Raw genomic sequence first — 21,469 nt, 5'->3', positions numbered from 1 at the left:
GGTTCGGCCCGCCGCCCCCACCCCCCTCTGGAACCCCCCCACCCCGGGGGCTGACGCCCCCCGCCGCCCCCCAGGGTGGGGGGGCGCCGCGCCTTCGCGGCCCCGCCCCCACCACCGTGCGGATGGCAGTGTGTGCCCGAAGAACGCGAGGAGGTGCAGTGTTGTTCGTCCGTCAGACCATCGTCACGTCAGATCGACACGGGGAACTTGCGCCTACTCTCCGCGTTGTCCACAGGGGTAGGCTGTCATCGTCAGTGATCCAAAATGAACTTCGCCGCCCGGACCCGAGGGTCCGGACGGCGTTCAAGTGGGTCGGCGCCCCTGGCCGGGGGCGGTCCGTCCCGGTCGACCACGCAAGGGGTGGTGACGTGTTGAAGGGTACCCGTGTCGGGACCCCCATGAACGTGCGGCACCCCGCCGTGGAGTCGACCGGGAGTTCCCGGGTCTCGCTCCGGCGGGGTGCCGTCTCTGTATGTGCGGCCGGCCACGGCGGCCCCCTGGGTGGGGGGTGTTCCGTGACCTAGCCCTCGTCTGCGGCGCCTGACCTTGCGACAGGTCCAGCGCCACCAGCCGCTCCCTGGGACTTTCCACCCCAGATCACTGCGGCCACCTGCTCCACCTCGCTCGCTGGCTTCCAACCGTTGAGCGGGGCTTGCTGGAGATCGGCTTCCAACCGATTCCAGCGGCACTACCTGGTTCTTCCCGAACCGAGCACGACCCCCCGAGAGGGGACGCACCACCGGCCTCCTGGCAGAGGCCGTCTTGCACGACCGGCCCCTTTCCAAGGGCCAATCGCAGTTCCGCAGTCGGGGCCTTTCCAGGGGCCTCGGCTGCGCCCGCACCACCACGACCCGCACGCGAGAGGAGGCAGTTCGGCACCCCCCGGAGGGGGCTTCTTTCACACCCGCAGGGGGTGCTTCTTGCTGAGCGTCCCCGAGGGGGCGCCGTGGTGTCCCCATGTAGCTGTAGGGAGCAACGCCATTTTGCAGCAGGTCAGTACCCCTTTCCAGTCACCCAGTGCCGTGGCCGAAGGGCGTGGTGTCCCCGGCTTGAGCTCGGACGATGGGATCTGGGAGGGGGGTTATCTCTCCTCCCCCGCTGCTGCCTTGGGTTCTGTCCGGGGACCGGTTAGCGGACCGGTTGTCGAATCCGCCGCGCGCGCTGTCGACAATGTGACGCACATCACTCGTCCGGGTGAGGCTCCAGCTGTCACACGATCGGGTCCGAACCATGCGCTTCCGGCCGTCCTGGCAGTTCCTGGCCAGCGCCAGGAGGTAGCCGGCGCCACCCTGGTGGTCCCGGCGAAGAAGACCGCGTGGGTGCCGGAGCAGGACCACCTGGTGTCGGGGACGGCCGGGCGGATCGTGCTGGACGGCTACAGCTGGATGCAGGCGGTGCACTGGGTGCACGGTGCCGGCCTCTACGTCCCGCCGTCGCGCCGCCCGAAGTTCAGCGAGACGACGCTGCGGCTCGCGCGGATCCTGTCGGAGCTGACGCCGTGCCGGCCGAGCATCGCGTTCCTGATGCGCGCGATGCAGTGCAGCCGCCGGACCGTGCAGTACCACCTGGAGATCCTGCGGGCGACCGGCCTGCTGGCCTGGCGCTCGATCGGCACCCGGCTGCCGATGATGCCCGGTCAGGTCCGAGTGGACTGCCGCGCCTCCGAGTACGAGCGCCTGGTCCCGGCCACCTACGACCAGGCGCTCGGCATCCGGACCGTCGGCGAGGGCCTGGAACGGCGGATGACGGGGATCTCGGAGGAGGGCCGGGGCGTGATCGCGGAGCTCGGGAAGAAGGCCTCGAAGCGCCCGCGCCGTACCCGCCGTACCGTCCGTCACAGCCGTACCCGACAGTCCGTCAGCACCCCGCGTTGCACCCCAATGGAGGGTGGTACCACTGACTGCCTGAGCTCTCCCGCTGTGGGTGATTCAAAAACTACGGGCGCGGCCCGTGAGACGACATCCAGCACCAGGAAGAAGCGCGCTGCGCGGCAGACCGGGGAGCGGCGGCGGACGGTGCTCGGGCGGGTCGTGACAGCGGCGATGATGACCGCCGGGGACCGGCTCGCCCGGGTCGCGTACCGGCGGGTGCCGTGGGTGCGGCAGGCCTCGCACGACCAGCTGCGGTGGGTCCTCAACGACGTCGTGGCGCGGGGCTGGGACGAGCAGGGTGCGGTGGCCTGGCTGGGCGAGATCGCAGGTCAGTACGGGTGCGCCGGTCTGCTGTGGCGCCCGGAGCGGCCGCACTCGCTGATCGCGCACGCCCTGCGCCAGGACGCCGAGCAGGACCGGCACGACCAGGCGGTGGCCGAGCGGGCCGCCGTCCGGGTCGACGACTCGTCCGTGGCCGCCGTCCAGGAGCTGGCCGGTGAGCTGGAGTTCATGGCCGACCTGTTCGGCGCGGCCGCCACCACCGCGCCCGCGACCAGGCAGGACCTGCTCGAAGCCGCCTACCTGCCCGCGGCCGCGCTCGCCCAGATGGAAGCCGCTGGCGACCAGGCCTTCGAGCGCTTCGGCGCCGATCTGGTCGCCCGGTACGCCCACCTAGCCGCCAGCCCCAACGTCCAGCTCGGAGTGACCCGATGACCGACGACTCCCGCATCGCGCTGTGGCGGGCCTTCCCCTGGTGGACCCAGGCCGCCACCCCTGCGCTGGCCGCCCACACCGTGCCGGTCTACGACCCGCAGACCGGCGAGCTGCTGGTGCTGTGCGACACCCGGGCTTACCTGCTCCAGACCAAGCTGCTCACCTCGTCCCTGCTGGCCAAGCTCAACCGCTTCACCGGTGCTCCCCAGGTCACCGCGCTGCGCCTGGTGGTCGCCTCGACCAGCGTGGTCGTCACCGGCCCGGCCGGCTGGGCCGACGAGCAGCTGGTCGAGGACGTGCTGCTGGAGACCTGGCACGACCTGGTCCAGGACCGCGGCCCGCTCCACCTGCTGGCCGTGCGCCACCTCGAGGCCGTCGGCGAGGTCGGCGACCTGGCCCGCCGCTGGGCCGAGGCCAACGACCAGCCCACCGAGCCGGTGCACCGCGACGGCCTGTGCGGCTGCCTCGACCTGGGCCTTGGCCCCGATCACAGCCACCCGCCGCTCACCGACGAGGACATGGCCGTCCGGCTCATCACGGACGCCGACCTGGTCCTCGCCTTCATCGACCACCGGGCCCTGGACGAGCAGATCGCCGACGCCGCCGAGCACGCCCGCATCCCCGTCAGGAGGTTCACCGCATGACCAGCACCACCCAGGAGCCCGGCGGCGCCGACCTGGCCCGCACCGCGCTGCGCGCCGCCCGCCGCACCGCCCGCCTCAACGGCAACGCCCCCGCGAAGAAGACCACCCCGACCCGCCAGCAGATCGCCCGCGCTGGCCGGGACGCCCGCGACCCCTCCACCCTGGCCGCCGTCGTGCCGACCATGGCCGCCGCCCAGGGCTGGGCGCTGGGCACCGCCCAGGGCACCATGCGCAACAACTGGGCCCAGCTCGTTGGCGCGGAGGAAGCCCTCCACTGGTTCCCGGCCGGCTTCAACGCCGACACCCGCACCCTGCGCATCACCTGCGACTCCCCGGCCTGGGCCACCAAGCTGCGCCTGGAGCAGCGCCAGCTCCTCGCCAAGCTCAACCACGCCCGGCCCGACACCGTCTGCGCCATCGAGATCCGGGTCGGCGCCACCACCGCCGGCCTGGCACCCGACATGGAACCGACCACCGCCCCGGCCCAGCAGCACCCGGCCCCGGCCTCCACCGCGGCCGAGCGCCCGCTCGCCGACAGCCCCGCCTACCAGCAGCTCCGCCAGCAGATGCGCGACCAGGCCCAAGCCCGTCAGGCAGCGCTCGACGAAGAAGCCGCCGCCCGGGAGGAGATCCTGCGCCAGCACTACAACCGCCTGCGCGAACCCGAGGGGGCTCACCGCCCCTGCGTCGAAGACGAGGAGGCCCTGGCCCGAACCGCCCGGGCCCGCGAAGCCCTCGCCCGCCACCACGCGGCTCTCGCCGTCGCCCGCGGCCACGCCGTCCCGCTGCGCACCACCCGCCAGCCGGTGACCCTCAGCGGGGCCGCGTGACCAGGACCGCTCCACCACCCGCCCGCCGACCGCTACCGTCGAACCTGCGGCCCGCCACCATGGCGGCCGCCACCACTCAGGAGGCCCCGGTGACGACCCAGCCCGACCACGAGAGCCCGGCCCCGGCCCGGCCGGCCACCCTGCACGAGCTGCGCACCGCGCTCTCCCGCTACGGCCTGCCCGGCGACCGCGAGGCCTTCGAGCAGGCCTTGGCCGCCGCCCTCGACTCCTCCCCGATCGGCGACCTGGCCGCCGTCGCCGAGGTGATCGCCACCTACCGCCACCGCCTGACCCTGCGCACCAGCACCGAGGCCATGGACTCCCTCGCCGCGCCGATCGGCGGCCAGCAGTGGACCCCGGCCGCCGACGTGTTCGCCCGGCTCCGCGCCGCCGGCGGCGACCGGTGACCGACCAGCCCGAACAGCCGGCCCCGCTGCACGTCTTTCTCTCCGACGCCGCCGAGCGGGCCCTGGCCACGCTGCGCCCCGGCGAGCTGGACGCGGTCGAGAAGTTGGTCGAGCGCCTCGCCCTCTACCCGCGGCTCGGCATCCCGGTGCCCGGAGGCACCGACCCCGAGGTCGACGACTACACCGCTCGTACCGACCCGGCCGCCGACTCCGGCGACCGCATCAGCGTCGTGTACCGCCTGCACGAGGGCATGTCCTCGGTGTTCGTGACCTGGGTGATCGCCGGACCCTGACCCCGCAGCAGCACCGCCCCGGGAAATGGCCGGGCCCCTCACACTCGTCGACGTGAGGGGCCCGGCCATCAGCGTACGGCCGCCCCTCTGTCCTGCGTTCGGGTTTCACCCTGCCCCAGACGGGGAGTTCCGCGTAGCGTGACCGACGGACCGGACACACCGGCCGCTACCGGAAGGGGAGTTCGTGCAGGCGGGGACCGTGCTGGACGGGCGTTACGAGCTCGTCGAGCGGATCGGAGCGGGCGGCTTCGGCCAGGTGTGGGAGGCCTACGACCCGAAGGTCGACCGCTGGGTCGCGGTCAAGGTCCTCACTGCGGACGGCAGCCCCAACAGCAGCCGCCAGGTCGCCCGGTTCGCCCGCGAGGCCGCGGTCGCCGGCGGCCTGTCCCACCCGAGCATCGTCACCGTCCATGACTTCGGCTCCACCGTCCACGACGGCCGCCAGGTCGCCTACCTGGTGATGGAACTGATCGACGGCGATCCGCTCTCCGCAGCCTTGAAGGACGGACCGCTCGGCCGGGCCGAGACCCTGGACATCGCCTACTGCATCGCCGACGCCCTGGCCGCCGCCCACGACGCCGGCCTGGTCCACCGCGACATCAAGCCCGCCAACATCATGGTCCTCGACGACGAGTCCGCCGCCTCCACCGCGAAGGTGGTCGACTTCGGCATCACCAAGAGCTCCGAGACCAAGCACGACATCACCACCACCGGCGTCCTCATCGGTACCCCGGCCTACATGGCCCCCGAGGCGTTCACCGGCGAACTCGACCACCGCTCCGACCTGTACGCGCTCGGCTGCGTCCTCCACGAAGCCCTCGCCGGCACACCCCCGTTCACCGGCGCCACCTTCTGGAACCTCGCCCACCAGCACGCCACCCAGCCACCCCCGGACCTGCGCGCCCTGCGCCCCGACGTCTACCCCGAACTCGAGGACCTGGTCGCCCGCCTGCTCGCCAAGAACCCAGACGACCGCCTCCAGGACGCCGACCAGGCCCGCACCGCCCTCAACGAGATCGGCGAGCGCTACTACGGCCGCCACGCGCCCCGGCGCGGCAAGGACCTCAACACCAACGTCACGCTCAGCCGGGAGGAAGCCCGGCACGGCGCCACCGTGCCGCTGCGGCAGAACGCCCGCAGCACCTGCCCCGACTGCGCCGGCGACCCCCGCCGCCAGGACAACGGCTGGTGCTCGCTGTGCCGCGGGACCGGCCTCGTACCCAAGCGCGTCCAGGAGCACCAGGTCCGCTTCCCCGCCGGCCTCCGCGAAGGACAGCGCGTCCGGCTCCGCGGCCTGGGCGAGCGCGGCACCAACGGCGGCGAGAACGGCGACCTCTACGTCACCGTGCACATCGTGCCCTGACCGGCCGCCAGCCAGCCCCTGAGTCGGCCCCTCGATCTCCCCGCCCCGTCAGTGACCGGCGTGCCCTTCCGCCCGGGCCGGGACAGGGCGGCAACCACAACGACGTTGCGGTCGACAGCGGACCGGGTGGCTGAGCGCGGCGCGCTCCGCTACCGCACCCTGGCCAGCGCCCGGATGCGCTGGACCATCCACTGCCGCCTGCCCTGCGCCGCCGGATCCGCCGTCAGGGCCGTGGCCGGCCCCGCCGTCGGCCCGTCACCGCACCGGCCGGACCGTGGCCGGTCCGGCCTGGGCAGTTGCCCCCGGTGAAAGTGGCCGGTGCCTGTACCGGGCGGGGCCACCTGCCGACCCGGCCTGCCCCAAGGACTCCGGCCTGCCCGCGTACCGAGCGGTTGCCGACGTCACCACCCACCTGACGAACACATTGCTGGCCACCTCCACGACCTGGGAGCGCTGACCAGAGCCGCCCGAGGCCTGCACCCGCGTACCGCACCGTGGCACCAGCAGCGGCAGGGCACGGGCGCCAACCACCGGAACTCGTAGGCATGGAAAGGGCCCCCTGGGGCCCGGTTCCGGCGGCAGCCGGAATTCCGTGACTGGCGCCGTGACCTTCCCCGCCTTCACCCAGCAGGCCGAGGTGGGAGCCCGACCCGGGCGGCGGCAGCGGCACAGGCGGTCAGCCTGCCGGAGGCCCACCGTGAGCTCGCCGGTGCCGGGCCGGGGCCTACGGCCCCAGCGGCGGCGGTTCCCGTGGACCAGCCCCTGATCGTGGTGTGCCTGCCGCACGTCAGTTACCAGTAACTAGAGGGGGACGGCAGTGCAACGCGCTGACCTTGGGAAACGTGCGGCGGATGGGGATCGTGGGATCACCAAGGGGGATCTCAGGATCTCCGGAAGGGATCCCGAGATCCCTGGAATGGACCATGAGTCCATGTACCTCTAGTCCATTTCGGGGATCCCCGGCGTGTCCTTAATGGACTCATAGTCCATGGACCGATAGTCTATTCCTGGGTCGCAGCGAGCCCACATATGTACTAAGAGTCCATCGGTGGGAAGGAGGGGGCGTGGCAGCACGAGCGCGGCGGTTCGACGCCGACGGCAACGCCGTCCCGCAGACCCGGTTCGGCTACGAGGCCGGCTACAGCACGATCGACAACAAGCGGATGAACGGCATCGCCGAGGGCGTCGAAGCCCTGACCGACCGCGAGTGCCGCGTGCTGATCTGGTTCGTCGCCAACATGCCCGGCCCGGACGAGCCGGTGGAGATGCTGGTGCCTGACATCGCCAAGCGGTTGAAGATGGACTCGAAGGCCCTCAAGCGGCACATCGACAAGCTCGCCGGGATGCGTCTGCTGCTGCCGGGCAAGACCCTCGGCCGGTACACCTTCTGGAAGGCCACGCCCTACCTGTGCTCCCAGGGCGGGGCCGCCGAGCAGCGCGAGGCGATCAAGGCGTGGAATCCGCCAGAGATCCCCCAGTGGGTGGAGCCGGTGAAAAAGACGCGCAAGCCTCGCAGTGACAAGAAGCCCAAGGGGGAGTGACGACCATGCAGATCAACTCACGCGAGGACGTCCGCAAGATCATGCGGCTGACCAGCGCCCTGGCACCCAACCAGCGCCAGGTCGTCATGCTCTACGCCTCCCACGACCAAGACCCCTCCAGCGGTGCCGTCCCCCTGGACGCCAAGGAACTCGCCGCCGAGATCAACATGGACCCCTCGCTCTTCTCGCGTCTGCGCGGCCAGCTCGTCGAACGTGGCTGGATGGAGAAGATCGACGACACCGTCTACTACCGGCTCACCTCCAAGGCTGACGGCAACGACAACGTCCTCCCCCTACGCCGCACCGGCGGCGACAGCGGACGCCAGGCCCGCCAGGCCTGACCACGCGAACTTCACCAACGGCCCGGGCGACCGCCCGGGCCGTTTCCGTTGGCCCTACCGGCAGGGCGTGGTAGCAGAGGCTTAACCACTCTGTTCAGGAGATCTGAAACAGCGGCCGCCTGCGCTTGGAACTGGTGGCCAGGGCCAGACCGCTACCACCGGTGATAGCGGACTGGCCCACCCGTGCCCGCCCAGGCTGCGACACTGGTGATCATGACCGACCGCCGCAGCCTCTCGCTGCCCGCCTTCTCCGACCCTGCCGCCAACGCGCATCTTCCCGCCCAGTCCGGCGGGCGCCGGCTGCTGCCGGTCGAGCAGGGCGCCGACTTCCGCCAGCCGCCCGGTGAGACCGCGGCCGCACCCGCCCCGGCCCGGCGCTCGCTCGCGGCCGGCGGCCTGACCTTCTCCGACCCGCACCGCCAGATCTGACCGTTTCGGGCCGCCGCGCCGCAGGCTTCCGACCTGCGGCGGTTTCAAAAATCGGCCCTCAAATGAGGGCCCAAAAGTAGAAGTCCCCGCCGCTGGCCTGCTGGTCTACCAGCCGTCCATCGCCCGGACGTCCCCGGAGATCGCGTAGCGGCGGCAGGCGAGGATCTCCTCCGTGGTGATGCCGATGTCGTCGGCAACCCGGGCGAGGACGTCCTCGGCCTGGCGGTCGCCGACGTAGGCCGGGACGGTCTCCAGCGCGAGGACACCGATGCGGTGCTGGGCGGCGCGGTGCTGGGCGACCAGGTCGCGGCCGGCACTCACGTGGCGGCGCCAGGCTTCGGCGGTGATGCCGTCCGGGGCGGGGCCGGTTTCCAGTTCGGCGGCCGGGATGTCGGGGCGGGCGCGGACCTCGGCGACCGCGGCGGCGACGATCCCGCCGACCGTCCCGGCCGGGAGCACGGCGCCGCCGGCGTCCTGGTGGGCGTCGGCGAGGCGGGCGGCGATCAGGTCGGTGAGCTCGCTGACCCGGCCCTTGAGGTCGACGACCGCGCGCACCGGCAGGAACAGGTCGGTGCTGTCCCACGCGTGGGACACCTCGAGCTCGGACTGCACGGTGGTCTCGATCGCCTCGGCGACGGCCGCCAGGTCGAGCAGCCGGTACGCGGTCGAGCGGCCGATCCCGAACTCCGCGAGCGCGTACGCCGACCACGACGGGTGCCCGAGCACGGTCCAGACCCGGGCCTGGTGGGCGGCGCGGACCCGGCGGGCGAGCACCAGGACGGCGGCCCGAACGTCCTCGATCGCCGTGCGCAGCTGCTCGGTCAGCTCCCGGGCCCGCGCTTCGTCGACCGGGCCGGCCTGGTCCTGGTGCTCGCTGTCCATGCCCGGATCGTTCCCGGGGCGGGTGGCCGGAACCGCGGTCGGTGCGGCGGACCGGTGCGCGGGCCGGGCCGCCGGGGGCTGTGGCGGGCTGTGTCGCGTCCTGTGTCACGGCTGTGTTCCGCCCCGGCAGGATGCCCCGCTATGTCTGTTTCGCCCTGTGTCACCTGTGTCATGAGGGCCGCGTTTGCCCTGGTGGAGGGGCGTATCTGTGTCGCCTGTGTCATCTGTGTCCGGCCCGCCGACGACTGCTTCGCCGGGCTGGGACGGCGGCGTCCCAGCCCTGTCTCAGGGTGTCCGTTTCGGGCGTTTTGCTGGGACGGTCCTGGGACTGTCCCACCCCGTTCTGCCTGGTGGAGGCGTTGCGTGTCGGTGCTGGGACAGGGCTGGGACTGTGGCCGGCTACCGGTCGGGCGCGGCGTCCTCGATGGCGGCGAGCAGGCGGGCGTGGACGGCGCCGGCGGCCTGGCGGGTGGCCGGGTCCGGGTCCTCCAGCTGCGGGGCGATCAGCGCGGCGGCCGCGGCGAGGACCGGCACCGGGACGGTCGCGGAGCGCAGGTGCGCGAGCTGGGCGGCGGCCTTCTCGCCGGGCGTCGCCTTGGCGCGGGCGTCGGGGATCAGGGCGCTGATGCCGCGGGGCAGGGGCTGGGTGCTGGTCACCCGGCTCATTCTCCCGCGCGGCGGCCGGTGCTGATCACTACGGCCGGTCGGCGGAGGGCTCGGTAGGCACGGTGCCGTGGTGGTGGCGGGCGACGGCCTCCAGCAGCGCGGTGCGGGCCCGTCGCCAGCGGACGTCCTCGGTGCGGCCGGCGTCGGCGGCCCAGTCCGGCAGCGGCCTCTCCTGCGCGGCCGCGGTGAGCGCGCGGCCGAGCTCGCCGATCGCGGCCTGCCAGCTGGCCAGCTGCCCGAGCAGGCCGCGCACCAGCTCGTCGACGGCGCCGGCCGGATCGGCGCCGAAGACGCGGGCCTCGGCGGCGGTCTCGGCGAGGACGTCTTCGTCCAGGTCCTCGAAGGCCTCCCGCCAGGGCGCGGCGGTCCGCTCGAAGTCGTCCAGCACCGTGTGCAGCGCGGTGTCGACAGCGGCTGGCGACCACGGCGGCGGAGTACGGGGCGCCCGGACGGTGTCGGCCAGCACCCGGGCGGCGCCGGGCCCGAGCGCCCGGCGCCTGGTGGTGCTCACCCGGCCAAACCGGTGCCCGCAGCGGCGGCGCGGCCAGCGGTGGTGGCGGCGTCCAGCTCGTCGGCGAGCAGGGTGAGCTCGCGCTCCAGGTCGCCGAGCACGCAGGACGGCAAGGCCGCGGCCAGCGCGCACACCGCGACCAGGGCGAGCCGCTCGCCGCCGCCGAGCTCGGGCAGCGTGCCGATGGTGTGCGAGGCACCGAGCAGCACGTCCGCCGCCAGGGTGTACCGCAGCTCCTCGGACAGCAGGCCGTCGCTGCCGGGGATGACCTCGCGGTTGCTCGCCAGGGTGATCGCCTCGGCCGCGCGCTCCAACGCACGGCGGTGCTCCTCCTCGCCCTGCCGGGCGGCCAGCTCACGCACCCACGCGGCCGCCGCCTCCCCCGCGTCACGGCCCCGGTGGAGTGCGGCCAGCCGGCCGGGGTCGAGCGCCTGGTCGTCGGGCTCGGACGCGGGCTCGTCCTCGGCGCGGCCGGACGGGGAGGGCAGCGGCGGCCAGGACAGCGGAGAAGTCGTCATACCGGTGCAACCGGCACCCGGGCTGGACGGTCACGGGTGCAGCAAGGCCGGCCTTGCTGCACCCGGGCGTGCTGCTGCTCCCCGTGTAGGCCCTTGCTACACCCTGCTGCTGCTTGCGGCGGTGCAGCAGCAGCGCGTGCTGCACCGCCGGGTGCTGCGACTGCGACGGCCCGCGCAACCGCCGGCTGCGCAACGGCCGGAGCCGGGTGCGACTTGCGTTGCGTATCGCAACCGCCCCGACCACGATGCGCAAAGGCGGGTGCGGACCCTGCGCGCCGGGTGCGAACCCGCAGGTGGGGGCGGTGCGACGGGGATCGCAGCCGCGGCCGCCGCAGGCCTTCGCCGGGCGGTCGGCCGGGCCGGTTGCGCACCGGGCCGGGTCCGGCGGATGCGCATGCGCATGGTGGCGACCAAGCCGTTGCGCATGCGCAAGGCGCCGTTGCGCAGCGGGTTGCGCATGCGCAGCGGGACAACCGGTCCGTTGCGCGGGACAACCCCGGACAAGGGGGCGGCGGGTAGCAGGACAAGGGGGCGGGCGGCTACGGCCGGTGACGGGACAACGTGCTGCGCTGCCGCTCCGGGCAGCGGGACAACGTGCAGCACCGGCGCCAGCAGCAGCACGTCCGGCCGCTGCACCGCTGCTGCTCCGTGCAGCACCCGGTGCAGCGCTGCGCGGGTCGCTGCACCGGGCGCGGCGGCGGCGAGTTTTGCCCCGGTCCGCATTTCGGGTTCCTTGATGGCCGCCCCGGCGGCCGGGAGTTTCGGATCGGTCCGAAATGGGCTGTGACCTGGGGGATCGTCAAAGCTACGATCCGGGCATGCAAAACGGGTCGGTCCGAAATTCCGGTGCTGCTGACGTGCTGTTCGACGTGGCGGTGGGCGCGGTGTGCGAGCGGAAGGGGTGCGAGGAGCTCGTGCCGCGGCCCGAGCGCGGCAAGCGCGGGCGCCGGGCGATCTACTGCTCCCCGAAGTGCAAGTCCGCGGCGGCCCGCGACAAGGCCAAGGACGACGGCCTGGAGGGCGCGCGGGCGGAGGTGCTGCGGTACGCGAAGGCCACCGTGGATGCCGCCAGGGCGTTCCTGGACGCGGTGGACGACGATCCGGTGGCCGCCTACGAGGACTTCTACAAGGCCCACGTCTCGCTCGGCTGCCGGATGAACGAGGCCGCGCAGGACGCGCGGGACGAGGTCCGCTGGCCCGGCCTGACCGCGGACGAGCGCGAGCTGCGCCGGGCCGAGGAGATGCTGATGCGCCCGGACGTGCTGGCCCGGGTCGACCCCAAGATCCTGGCCGGGCAGCCTGCCGCACCGGCCGTTTCGGATCGGTCCGAAATTCCTGCCCCAGCCACGTCTCCAGTTGAGCCGGTTGTTTCGGATCGGTCCGAAACAGCGCCCGGCCCGGTGGGGACGGCGGCCCCCGCTGTTTCGGACCGAGCCGAATTGGGGGCGGCCGTGCAGGCGCCAGCACCCGCGGCCCCGGCCCAGCACCGGGAGGAGGAGTTCGAGGCGCTGCGCCGCGCGGCGTGCACGATCCCGACGCTCCGGTTCGGCGAGCCGGACCGCCTCGACGACCTGGACCTGACGGTCGGTGAGGGCTGGCTCCTCGCCTCCTGGGACGACCCGCAGGCCCAGGACGTCCACCAGCTCCTCTACCGGGGCCGGCCGATCGGCTGGACCGCACCGCTGCCGGACGGCCCGTGGGGGCAGGCCGGACACATCGCCGCCAAGCACCGGGGCTCCAAGGCCGCCGTGGCCCTGACGAACCCGGCCAGCGGGACCAGCACCCACCGCACGGTCGGCCAGGCCCTGGACTTCCTGCACCGCACGCACATCGAGCTGCTGCGCCCCGAGCGGGCGATGCCCGGCGTGCCGCGCCTGGCTCTCAAGCGCCCGACCGGCTGGAGCGTGCCCTCCGACCGCGGCCTCGGCGACCCCGACCGCGACGCGCTCGGCGACGGCCTGGTCCACCTCACCTGGCCCGACCACCCGGGCGTCCAGGAGCTCCAGCAAGGCGGCCGCCCGGTCGGCTGGATCGAGGAGTACGACGTCCAGCGCGGAACCTGGACCGCTCTGATCGACAGCAGCCTCGTCGCTGACGCCGCCAGCGGCGAGCCCCTGCGCTGCCCCGGCGCCGAAGGCGCCCTCGCCCTGCTGCGCCGGGCGCTGGGGGAGGACCTCACCCGCTGGTAGGCCGGGCCGGCCGACGCGGCCGCGCGCCGGCCCGCGCGCGATGGACAGCTCCAGCAGCGCGCGGCGCGCCCATGGCAGACCGCGCGGGCTCCGCGCGCACCGCACCGCGCGGACCTCGCCCCGCACCGCGTCGGCTTCCGCACCGCACCCGCAAAGGCCGGTGCGGTAGTCGCGCCGCTACCGCACCGCACCGCACCATGCGGACCTCGCCCGCACCGCGCGCCGGCCCGCGCGCGATGGACAGTCCCAGCAGCGCGCGGCGCGCCTATGGACAGGCCCTGCAGAGTGCGTCGCGCGGTGGTCCGCCGCACTGGTGCGGCCGCGCGTTTCCCCTGGACAACGGCGCATTTCCCCTGGACAAAGTGCCGCGCGCGGTGCCGGAGGAAGCCCGACGACCGCACCGCACCGCCGCGCCGCGCGGACCCCGTCCCGCACCGCACCGCACCGCGCGCACCCGCACCCGCACCCGCACCCGCACCCGGACCCGCACCGCCGCGCGGACTTCGCTCCGCACCCGCACCGCCGCGCGGACTTCGCTCCGCACCCGCACCGCGCGCGTCCGCTCCGCACCCGCACCGCGCGCGTCCGCACCGCACCGCACCGCGCGCGTCCGCACCGCGCGCGTCGGCGCCTGGGCGCGCGGCCTGACGGTCTGTGGTGTCGGTCACGGACATACCGGGAGGACAAGGCCCAAGACCTGGGCGAATCGGGCGGGACAACACGCTGGTCAAGGGGTCGGACAAGGGGTGTGGTCAGGCCGCGGACAAGGGGGCGGTGTGCAGTGTCGGCCGCACCCGGGCGCTGGTCCGGGTGCCGGGCCGGCCACCGCGCCGACCCCGGCTTCCTGCTGACGGAAGGCCAACTCGATGTCCACCACCTCGCTCGCCGCGCCCAGTCCGGACGACGACGACCAGGCCGCCGACCACCACCAGACCGGCCATGCGAAGGCCTCGCCCGGCCGGGACAAGGGCCCCGGCGCCGCCTCCGCGGGCACCTCCGCCGGCACCTCCGTGCCCCCGGCGGCCGACCGGCCCGTTTCCGCAGGCCAGCAGCCCCGGACAAGGGGCCCACGGCGTGGCGACAACCCTTCTCACCGTGCTGCCGAGGTGCGGTGGAAGGCGGACTCGACGGAACCGGTGCGGCGTGGGGTCTTGGTGTCGCTCGGCCTGTTCCAGCGCGCCACCGCGAGGGAGCTCTGGCATCTGATCCTGCCGGGACAGCGGAACGACAAGGCCACCCGCGACGCCCTGGTCGACCTGGCGGCCGCCGGGAGGGTGCGGGAGGAGCTGCGCCTGCCGGACAACCGCAAGCTGTGGACCCTGACCGCAGCCGGCCGCCGCGAAGCCGCCCAACTGCTCCCGGCCGGGACGAAGCTGTCCAAGCTGCGCACCGAGCGCGACGGCCGGGCAACGGCGTACTCCGATCACGCCCTGGACGTCGTCGCCACCGCCGGCCTCCTCGCCCGCGCCGGACTCGGGCACCTGGAGGCGTTCACCACCGAGGTCGAGCACCCGATCCCGCACCGCCGCTCCCTGTTCACCGACCTCGTGCTGCGCGACCCCGGCGCGGACGTGCCGGTGCTCCTGGTCGAGGTCGACCGCGACAACGAGAGCGCCGGCGAGCTCGCCGACAAGCTCACCGGCTACCGCGCCTGGTGCGAGCTCCCGGCGAAGGGCACGACGAAGGCGGCCTTCGAGGCCTCGCTGCGCAGCTGGCGCGCCCGTACGCACGACCTGCGGCTGTGGCCCACCGTCTACCCGCCCACCGGCCGCGAGGGCCTGCCGCCGGTCGCCCTGGTCCTGGAGGCCGGCCGCAAGCGCGACCGCCCCGGAGCCAAGCGGCTCACCCCACAGCAGAAGAAGGAGAAGGCCAAGCGCGACCACGAGCGCCTGCTCAACCGCATGACCGAGGTCGAGGCCGCCTCCGAGGACATCTGGCACGCCCCCGCGTACGGCGGCGACGCCGTCCACGCCCGCGACCACCACCGCGCCCTGCCGGTCGTCGCCACCACTCTGCCGCTGCTGCGCCGCCACGGGGCCGACGCCCCGGTGTGGCACCGGTTCGGTCGCCGCGGCTGGCACACCCTCACCGACGCGCTCGACAACCCGGACGGCGACGAGCTGCTGGCCGTCGAGCGGGCGGAGGCGGACCGGGCCCGCCGGGCGCGGGAGGCGGCGGAGCGGGAGCGGCGCCGTCCGGCCTGCCGCCGCTGCTCGGCGCCGTTCTCGGACGAGCGGTGGGAGGAGAAGGAACGGGGCTGGAACGACGACGGGCTGTGCGCCGGCTGCCGCCAGGCCGACGCCGACCGCAAGGCGTGGGAGGCCGCCGAGCGCGAGCGGGCCGCCGCCGAAGCCGCGGCCGCCGAGGCGAAGCGCACCAGCTCCTGGTGGCGCCGGTCCTGACCCGGCCCCTCCCCGGTGCAGGCCGCTGACCTGCACCGGGGAGTTTCGGCACCCCCGCTGACCTGCACTGGGGAGTTTCGCCCCACGGCCGGTGAGTTTCGCCCCGGGCCGCTGGTTAGTTTCGCCTCGGACCCGGTGAGTTTCGGGTGTCGCCGCAGGTCAGCGGCCGGTTAGAAACGGTCGGGGCTGGGCCGTTCGGGTGGCGGCGGGGTTCGGCCCGGCAGCGGGGTGGGCAGAGCCTGCGACATGACGACACCCATCACCAGGCGCCGCCGTCGCCGCCGCCCGGCCGCGTTCACCACGTCCGCGTCCGCTTCCCCGGTCCGTGCCGGATGGCCGCCGGCCCCGGCCCGGCCGGGCAGCGCCGGGTGCTGCCGGACCTGGTCCAGCGAGCACCTGACCCCGGGCGGGGTGGTCGTCCGCACCACCTGGCACGAGCCCGCCTGCCCGGCCTGGGCCCGGCGGTGACCGCCGGCACGGTGGCCGGACCGGTCCGGGTGCGGGTGTGTGCGGTCCTGGTCCACGACGGCCGCGTCTGCCTGATCCGGCGCCAGCGGGACGCCGGCCTCCAGCACTCGCTGCCCGGCGGCGTGGTCGAGGACGAGGACGGCGAGGAACCGGCCGACGCGCTGCGCCGGGAGCTGCTCGAGGAGCTCGGCCTCGACCTGGCCGTGCTGCCCGACCCTCCGGTGCTCCGCTTCGTCCAGGAGCAGGAGACCGAGCGGCCGGGCGAGAGCGTGCCGTTCCGGCGCCGGCACCTGGTCTTCACCGCCCACCTGCCCGACCACCTGGCGGCCGCCGTCGCGGCGGTCGAGCAGGACGACCCCGGCCAGGCGCCGGTGGTGTGGCTGCCGGTGGCCGACGCGGCCGGCCTCCACCTCTACCCGGACGTCGGCGCCGTCCTCGACCAGGCCCTCCGGCCGGGCACCGACGCGACCGGCGGGCCGGTGCTGCTCCCGGCGATGACCACCACGTCCTACCGGTGGCGCTGACCTCCCGCGCGCACACCGCAGCCGGGCCCGGCGCGGGTTGCCTCTGAGGTTGCTTCTGGCGGTGGCTACTCGGGCTTGCTACTCGGGGCTGCTTCTCGGGCTTGCTTCTCGGGCTTGCGTCAGGCGGTACCGCCGGAAGCGGATTTGTGCAGTTCAGAGCCCGTTGTCCATGGGTTGCCTCGCGCCGACTACTTCTCCCTGGGCACCTTGAGCGGGTGCTGGGTGAAGTCCGGCACCGGAGCACCGAAGAAGAGGAGCAGGGGAGTCGGCGCGCAGAGCAGGAGCGGAGACAAGATCCCGGCCACCTGATGCTGCGCGCCGACGACGTGAGGGGTTGTCCGCTGCGCGGCGGCCCGGCGGCCCCGCTTCGCGGCGCCACCGGCCGGGAGGAGGAGCGAGGAGGAGGGCGGCCGGGACGGCCAGCGGGCCACCCAGCGGCTCCCGCTCACCGCCTACAGCTCCGTCCACCCGCACGCCCGCCCGCCGCTGCTGAGCGGGTGCCAGATGGGTGCGGACGGGCCGCGCTGGATGAGGTCCTCGATCCGGGCGGCGCCGGCCGGGACGGAGGTGAGCATCTCGGCGACGGCCGGGTTCTCCTCGGCGGCGAGGCGCAGGTCCGCCACCGCCGAGCGCACCCCGGCGGCCGTCGTGCCGACCAGGACCACCAGCAGCCGCGGGAAGGAGCGCCAGAGCCGCTCCCACGCCCGGCCGCCCGGCCCGGCCTGCTCCCACACGGCGGCGCAGGCCGCCAACTGCGCCGCGGTCTCCTCGGCGCCGACCCCGGGGCGGTGGCGTTCGACGAAGGCCCGCAACCGGTGGCGCTGGTCGCCGGTGCCGGCGGTGTACGTGAGCTCGGCGGCGGGCCGGTACGCCGCTGCGCCGACCGGCAGTTCCGGGGAGGGGCGGAGGTCGAGCGGGCCGCAGTCCTCGCCGCGCTGGCGGGCGTCGGCGACGAAGGCGGTGTGGATCCGGCCGACGTCGAGCAGGTGCTCGCGACCGTGCCGCACGGCGAGCTGCTCGCCGTCCGGCGTCTGGGCGGCCGTGCGGCGGGCCTCGGGGAAGGTGGCCGCCACCGCCGCGCCCTGGGCGGTGAGGTGCCAGGCCTTCGCCCGGCCGGCCTGGGGCAGGGTCACGAAGTCGGCCAGGCCGTCGGTGTGCAGGCGGGTCAGCCGCTTCTGGGTCTGCTTGATCCCGGCGGTGCCGCCGTGCAGCTGGTGGAGCTGCTCGGCGGTCGCCAGCGTGAAGCGGTGAAGCGTGACCAGGACGTCGTGGTCGGTCTCCAGATCCCCGTGCACGAAGGTGCTCCCTCATTCCGAAGCACGGGCTTATCCCGTGCTCGGAGAATGGAACCCCACGAAACTCACCGGATTTCTCACCATCAAGGTTGGTAGTCCATAACGATTCGGTAACTTCCGGTATCAAGGTATCCCGCGTTCTAACCGGTCCGAAATGCGGTCCGTAATCCCGTCCGCCAACCGGTCCCGACCTCGGGGCTCTCTGCGGCCCGACCAGCGTGCCTCTGACCTGCTGGGATGGCCATCAAGGTGCCTTGGTGAGTTTCCTTGATGGCCTATCAAGGAAACTCACCGGTACCTTGGTGAGCCTGGTTAGTTTGCCGGACCGCTTCCGTTCCCCCTGCCGTTTCCCCCTCCGCTGCCCCTACCGGCCACCTCGGACCCGAGAGGCGAATCCGCCCAGCTCAGCGCCCGAATTCGGGCCGCCGCCGCATTCTGACAACCCTCTTCTCCCGTCTTTCTGCTTTTGGTTTTGGTTTGTGGTTGTGGCGTTGTCGGTTGGTCGGTTCGGGTTGTTGCACCTGCGGTGGGCTTTTCCTTTTCTCGCGTCCGGCTGGTGCCGGCCGCTCGCTGGTCGGGGGCGGCGGCGGGCCGGAATCAGGGGTGGTGGGAGAGGGCGCGGCACGCGAGCCGACAACGGGCTTGGCGGCTGTCAGGAGCGCCGGATATCCCGGAGAGGCAGCAGCCGACCACGACCACCGGGAGAAGCCCGTGAGCACCCGTCAGCGCCTCGCCCAGCCCGACGACAACGACGACCAGGCCGACGCCGTCGAACCGGCCGAGCCGTCCCGGCCGGGACGGACCGCGTACCGGCGCGGCACCGCCAACCCCAACGGCTCGACCACCGCGCTGCGCGCCGACGTCCTCGGCGCGCTCGGCGTCCTCAAGGTCGCCACCGCCGACCAGCTCCAGCGCCTGCTGCGCCCCGGGGCGGCGTCGAACAAGGCGATCCGGCAGGCCCTCGGCGACCTCGCGCTGCACGGCCTGGTCGCCTCCGACGGCAACACCCGCAACCGGCACAAGACCTGGCGGCTGGAGGGAACGGTCGGACTGGAGGCGGCCGGGCAGGTACTCGGCCTGCCCCGCGCCGACATGGGCTCCACGGCCCGGGGCGCCGGACGCTCCGGCGCCCAGCACGCGATGGCGGTCAACGAGACCGTGCTCGCCTTCGTCCGGGGCGGCACCGCGCCCGAAGCCGCGGGCGGGGTCGGCACCGTGACCGACTGGGCGACCGAGGTCGAGTTCCTGCTGCCGGGCGGCCGGCGAAAGGTGCGCCCGGACGCGGTGTGGCAGGCCCCGGAGATCGGGGTGCCGGTCCTGATGGTCGAGGTCGACCGCTCCACCATGGCCCCGGAGCGGGTCGCGGCGAAGTTCACCGCCTACCGCGAGCTGTTCCGCACCAAGGTGAAGAGCACCGACCCCGCGCTGGCCGAGCAGGACCCGGCCGACCGAACGGTGCACTGGTGGCGCCGCACCTACCCCGGCCCCCACACCCGGCCCGGCTACCCGCCCGTCGCCCTGGTCGTCACCGGCGCCGGACCCGTCGCCCTGGCCAACCGCCAGGAGGCCGTGGCGGACCTGTCAGCCGAGATCTGGCGCGGCACCGGGTGGACCGTGACCCAGGATGACAACGACGGCGACGGCTGGCGCGAGTACGACGACGCCGTGCCCGTCCTCGCGACCACGCTGGAGCTGCTGGCCGAGCACGGCCCCCTCGGCCCCGTCTGGTGGCGCTACGGCCGCCCCGGCCGGCACTCCCTGCTCGACGCCCTGGAGAACCCGGACAACCGCGCCGCCTACAACCAGCGCCAGAAGGCCCGGGAGAAGAAAGCCCGCCAGGAGCACCGCGAGTGGATGCGCACCCTCGCCTGCGCCGACTGCGGCAACGTCCCGAAGAAGGAGAGCACCTGGCACTACGGCCCCGACGGCCGCCGCGTGGAGTGGACCCGCCACCCCGGCGGCCGCTGCTGGACCTGCCACCAGGAACACACCGAGCGTCTGGAGCGGGAGGCCCAGGAGCAGCTGGAAGCGGCCCGGGCGGCGAACGCCGCGCTGCGCCCGTGCTGGACGTGCCGGGGCTCGATCGGCGGGAAGGAGGGCTCGAAACTGGAGCTAACCGAGAAGGCCAGCCCGGATCGGCTTGAGTGCCCGCAGTGCGAACAAGACCGCGCCGTCAAGGACTTGGGCCCGCTGGTGCTGCCCGCCCCGACCAAACGCGAGCAGGTGGCCGCGCTGGTCTCCACCCCGGATGACCCGTGGTGGGAAGACCGACTACTGCACGCCAAGCTCTACCCGGCGAAGGGCCGCCGGGTGTGACCTGTTGGTTGTGGTGGGCGTGGAATGGCCTCGCACGGCGGGTTGTCTGGACCTTTGGTTGTGCCTGTTGGGGTGGTGGCGGGGTGGGTGTTCGGGGCGGGGTTTGGTGACTGTGTGTGGTGGCGGGTGGGGTCGGGGGGTGGGGTCGGCCGTTGGCGGGGCTGGTGGGGTGTTGTTGGGTGTGGAATGGGGGTGAATTCCTTCGGGTATTCCGTCTGGTTGTTTTGGCGGATTGGCCGCCGGGTGGTGGTGTGAATTCGGTTCTCAATTGCGGTTGGCGGGGTGGTGGCGGGGGTTGGTGTTCGGTTTCGTCCAGGCCGGGCCCGCCGTCCCCGGTGGCCGTGCCCGCCTCGCCGCGCCGCCGTCCCGGGCCTGCTGCGTCTGCTCGGCCGCCGCCGGTCCGGGGCCGCCGTCGGGCCGGGCCGTCCGGGTGCCTGCTGTCGCCGTCGCCGTCCCGCCGTCCGGGGCCGTCCGGGCCTCGCTGTGCCGCCGTCCCGGGCCGTCCGTCGTTCTGTTGTGCCGCTGTCCCGGTTGGGCGGCTGGGTGGCCGTCAGGCCGCCCTGGAGGCTGTTCTGGTGGTCGCCCAGGAGTGCTCGGTGGGCTGTCGTGTGGGTTGTCGCGTTGCCTGTCGCGATGGGGTGCTGTCGCGTGCTGTGACGTGGGCGGATACCCCTGTTCCCCTGTGTGTGGTCTGGGCGCGACAGGTGCCGGGGCGCGGGCCGCGGCTGGTGCTCGGTGGTGGCCGCTTCCGGGGTGTCGACGGCCGCCAGGTGCTGGCGGTCCTGGCCGCCGTCCGAGGCGCTGTCCGGGGCGGCGGGGCAGGGCCGGGACGGTGGCCGCCGGGGAGGCCGGCCTTGTCGGGCGGCCTGGTCCTGGTGGTGGTGCTCGGCGGCGGGGTGCAACGCGGGGGTGCAACGCGGGGGTGCAACGCGGGGGTGCAACGCGGGGGTGCAACGCGGTGTTGCGGTGGGGTGCAACACGGGGCCGTGTTGCGGGTCTGACCAGGTGTTATGTGGCTGGGGGCGGGGGCGGGTGGGCGTGTTGCACTTCGTGTTGCATCGGGCTGGGCCGGTTGGCCGGCCTCGGCGGCCCGCCGCCGCCCGCCTGCGTCGCCCGCTGCCGCCTGCCCGCGTCGTCCGGTGCCGCGCCCGGCTGCTGGGCCCTGGCCGTCGTCCTGGTCGGCCGTCAGGCCGTCCTGCTGCGCCCGTCCCGGCCGCCAGCGGCCCGTCCGTGCCCGTCTCGGCCGTCCGGCCGCTGTGCCCGTG

At 73.8% G+C, this 21,469-nt stretch carries 20 protein-coding genes; 15 read left to right on the top strand and 5 right to left on the bottom strand.

The window, feature by feature from the left end:
• Positions 1-1,319: 1,319 nt before the first annotated feature.
• The 10 genes from ACFWJ4_RS35135 (at position 1,320) to ACFWJ4_RS35090 (ending at position 8,433) form a co-directional block, all read left to right on the top strand.
• Complete coding sequence (locus ACFWJ4_RS35135) at positions 1,320-2,585, top strand: hypothetical protein (protein ID WP_380551674.1); 1,266 nt, start codon at positions 1,320-1,322, stop codon at positions 2,583-2,585.
• Positions 2,582-3,229, top strand: coding sequence for a DciA family protein (locus tag ACFWJ4_RS35130; protein ID WP_380551671.1), 648 nt, complete (start codon positions 2,582-2,584; stop codon positions 3,227-3,229). Before ACFWJ4_RS35135 ends, ACFWJ4_RS35130 begins: the two co-directional genes overlap by 4 nt.
• Positions 3,226-4,059, top strand: coding sequence for a DciA family protein (locus ACFWJ4_RS35125; protein WP_380551669.1), 834 nt, complete (start codon positions 3,226-3,228; stop codon positions 4,057-4,059). Before ACFWJ4_RS35130 ends, ACFWJ4_RS35125 begins: the two co-directional genes overlap by 4 nt.
• Before the next feature lie 89 nt (positions 4,060-4,148).
• Positions 4,149-4,466: a hypothetical protein gene (locus ACFWJ4_RS35120; protein WP_380551666.1), complete on the top strand. Its 318-nt coding sequence runs from the start codon at positions 4,149-4,151 to the stop codon at positions 4,464-4,466.
• Positions 4,463-4,759 carry a hypothetical protein gene (locus ACFWJ4_RS35115; RefSeq protein ID WP_380551663.1) on the top strand — a complete coding sequence of 99 codons (297 nt, stop codon included), beginning with the start codon at positions 4,463-4,465 and terminating at the stop codon, positions 4,757-4,759. Before ACFWJ4_RS35120 ends, ACFWJ4_RS35115 begins: the two co-directional genes overlap by 4 nt.
• A 184-nt stretch (positions 4,760-4,943) precedes the next feature.
• On the top strand, positions 4,944-6,122 hold the full coding sequence (locus tag ACFWJ4_RS35110) for a protein kinase (protein ID WP_380551660.1): 1,179 nt from the start codon (positions 4,944-4,946) through the stop codon (positions 6,120-6,122).
• Between the two features lie 126 nt (positions 6,123-6,248).
• Positions 6,249-6,431 (top strand): hypothetical protein, encoded by a 183-nt coding sequence (locus tag ACFWJ4_RS35105; RefSeq protein ID WP_380551657.1) that lies wholly within the window; start codon positions 6,249-6,251, stop codon positions 6,429-6,431.
• Positions 6,432-7,186: 755 nt separating this feature from the next.
• On the top strand, positions 7,187-7,663 hold the full coding sequence (locus tag ACFWJ4_RS35100) for a hypothetical protein (protein WP_380551654.1): 477 nt from the start codon (positions 7,187-7,189) through the stop codon (positions 7,661-7,663).
• Between the two features lie 5 nt (positions 7,664-7,668).
• Positions 7,669-8,004, top strand: coding sequence for a replication initiation protein, RepL2 (locus ACFWJ4_RS35095; RefSeq protein WP_380551651.1), 336 nt, complete (start codon positions 7,669-7,671; stop codon positions 8,002-8,004).
• 213 nt (positions 8,005-8,217) lie between these two features.
• Complete coding sequence (locus tag ACFWJ4_RS35090) at positions 8,218-8,433, top strand: hypothetical protein (protein WP_380551649.1); 216 nt, start codon at positions 8,218-8,220, stop codon at positions 8,431-8,433.
• Between the two features lie 105 nt (positions 8,434-8,538).
• On the opposite strand, the gene ACFWJ4_RS35085 is transcribed toward ACFWJ4_RS35090, so the two are convergent.
• From ACFWJ4_RS35085 to ACFWJ4_RS35070, 4 genes are all read right to left on the bottom strand, one after another.
• Positions 8,539-9,315 (bottom strand): hypothetical protein, encoded by a 777-nt coding sequence (locus ACFWJ4_RS35085; protein WP_380551646.1) that lies wholly within the window; start codon positions 9,313-9,315, stop codon positions 8,539-8,541.
• Between the two features lie 399 nt (positions 9,316-9,714).
• Positions 9,715-9,972, bottom strand: coding sequence for a hypothetical protein (locus tag ACFWJ4_RS35080; RefSeq protein ID WP_380551643.1), 258 nt, complete (start codon positions 9,970-9,972; stop codon positions 9,715-9,717).
• Positions 9,973-10,009: 37 nt separating this feature from the next.
• Complete coding sequence (locus tag ACFWJ4_RS35075) at positions 10,010-10,492, bottom strand: hypothetical protein (RefSeq protein ID WP_380551640.1); 483 nt, start codon at positions 10,490-10,492, stop codon at positions 10,010-10,012.
• Positions 10,489-11,010: a hypothetical protein gene (locus tag ACFWJ4_RS35070; protein ID WP_380551637.1), complete on the bottom strand. Its 522-nt coding sequence runs from the start codon at positions 11,008-11,010 to the stop codon at positions 10,489-10,491. Before ACFWJ4_RS35070 ends, ACFWJ4_RS35075 begins: the two co-directional genes overlap by 4 nt.
• A gap of 818 nt (positions 11,011-11,828) precedes the next feature.
• Here ACFWJ4_RS35070 and ACFWJ4_RS35065 point away from each other — a divergent pair.
• The 4 genes from ACFWJ4_RS35065 (at position 11,829) to ACFWJ4_RS35050 (ending at position 16,593) form a co-directional block, all read left to right on the top strand.
• Positions 11,829-13,199: a hypothetical protein gene (locus tag ACFWJ4_RS35065; protein ID WP_380551635.1), complete on the top strand. Its 1,371-nt coding sequence runs from the start codon at positions 11,829-11,831 to the stop codon at positions 13,197-13,199.
• Between the two features lie 866 nt (positions 13,200-14,065).
• Complete coding sequence (locus tag ACFWJ4_RS35060) at positions 14,066-15,601, top strand: replication-relaxation family protein (protein WP_380551632.1); 1,536 nt, start codon at positions 14,066-14,068, stop codon at positions 15,599-15,601.
• A gap of 246 nt (positions 15,602-15,847) precedes the next feature.
• The gene (locus ACFWJ4_RS35055) at positions 15,848-16,069 is read left to right on the top strand and encodes a hypothetical protein (protein WP_380551629.1); all 222 of its coding nucleotides are present in this window, start codon (positions 15,848-15,850) and stop codon (positions 16,067-16,069) included.
• Positions 16,066-16,593 carry an NUDIX domain-containing protein gene (locus ACFWJ4_RS35050; protein WP_380551626.1) on the top strand — a complete coding sequence of 176 codons (528 nt, stop codon included), beginning with the start codon at positions 16,066-16,068 and terminating at the stop codon, positions 16,591-16,593. Before ACFWJ4_RS35055 ends, ACFWJ4_RS35050 begins: the two co-directional genes overlap by 4 nt.
• Before the next feature lie 452 nt (positions 16,594-17,045).
• On the opposite strand, the gene ACFWJ4_RS35045 is transcribed toward ACFWJ4_RS35050, so the two are convergent.
• On the bottom strand, positions 17,046-17,888 hold the full coding sequence (locus ACFWJ4_RS35045) for a replication-relaxation family protein (protein WP_380551623.1): 843 nt from the start codon (positions 17,886-17,888) through the stop codon (positions 17,046-17,048).
• A gap of 711 nt (positions 17,889-18,599) precedes the next feature.
• Here ACFWJ4_RS35045 and ACFWJ4_RS35040 point away from each other — a divergent pair.
• The gene (locus ACFWJ4_RS35040; RefSeq protein WP_380551620.1) at positions 18,600-20,204 is read left to right on the top strand and encodes a replication-relaxation family protein; all 1,605 of its coding nucleotides are present in this window, start codon (positions 18,600-18,602) and stop codon (positions 20,202-20,204) included.
• Positions 20,205-21,469 lie beyond the last annotated feature (1,265 nt).

This window comes from Kitasatospora sp. NPDC127067 (genome assembly GCF_042724755.1).
Lineage (GTDB): Bacteria > Actinomycetota > Actinomycetes > Streptomycetales > Streptomycetaceae > Kitasatospora > Kitasatospora lactacystinica.
This window is presented reverse-complemented; position numbering and strand designations above follow the sequence as displayed.

Bases quoted from the DNA above. Each gene is read 5' to 3' on its own strand.
- ACFWJ4_RS35130 (WP_380551671.1), top strand. From the start codon at position 2,582: ATGACCGACGACTCCCGCATCGCGCTGTGGCGGGCCTTCCCCTGGTGG.
- ACFWJ4_RS35125 (WP_380551669.1), top strand. From the start codon at position 3,226: ATGACCAGCACCACCCAGGAGCCCGGCGGCGCCGACCTGGCCCGCACC.
- ACFWJ4_RS35095 (WP_380551651.1), top strand. From the start codon at position 7,669: ATGCAGATCAACTCACGCGAGGACGTCCGCAAGATCATGCGGCTGACC.
- ACFWJ4_RS35090 (WP_380551649.1), top strand. From the start codon at position 8,218: ATGACCGACCGCCGCAGCCTCTCGCTGCCCGCCTTCTCCGACCCTGCC.
- ACFWJ4_RS35085 (WP_380551646.1), bottom strand. From the start codon at position 9,315: ATGGACAGCGAGCACCAGGACCAGGCCGGCCCGGTCGACGAAGCGCGG.
- ACFWJ4_RS35070 (WP_380551637.1), bottom strand. From the start codon at position 11,010: ATGACGACTTCTCCGCTGTCCTGGCCGCCGCTGCCCTCCCCGTCCGGC.
- ACFWJ4_RS35065 (WP_380551635.1), top strand. From the start codon at position 11,829: ATGCAAAACGGGTCGGTCCGAAATTCCGGTGCTGCTGACGTGCTGTTC.
- ACFWJ4_RS35060 (WP_380551632.1), top strand. From the start codon at position 14,066: ATGTCCACCACCTCGCTCGCCGCGCCCAGTCCGGACGACGACGACCAG.
- ACFWJ4_RS35055 (WP_380551629.1), top strand. From the start codon at position 15,848: ATGACGACACCCATCACCAGGCGCCGCCGTCGCCGCCGCCCGGCCGCG.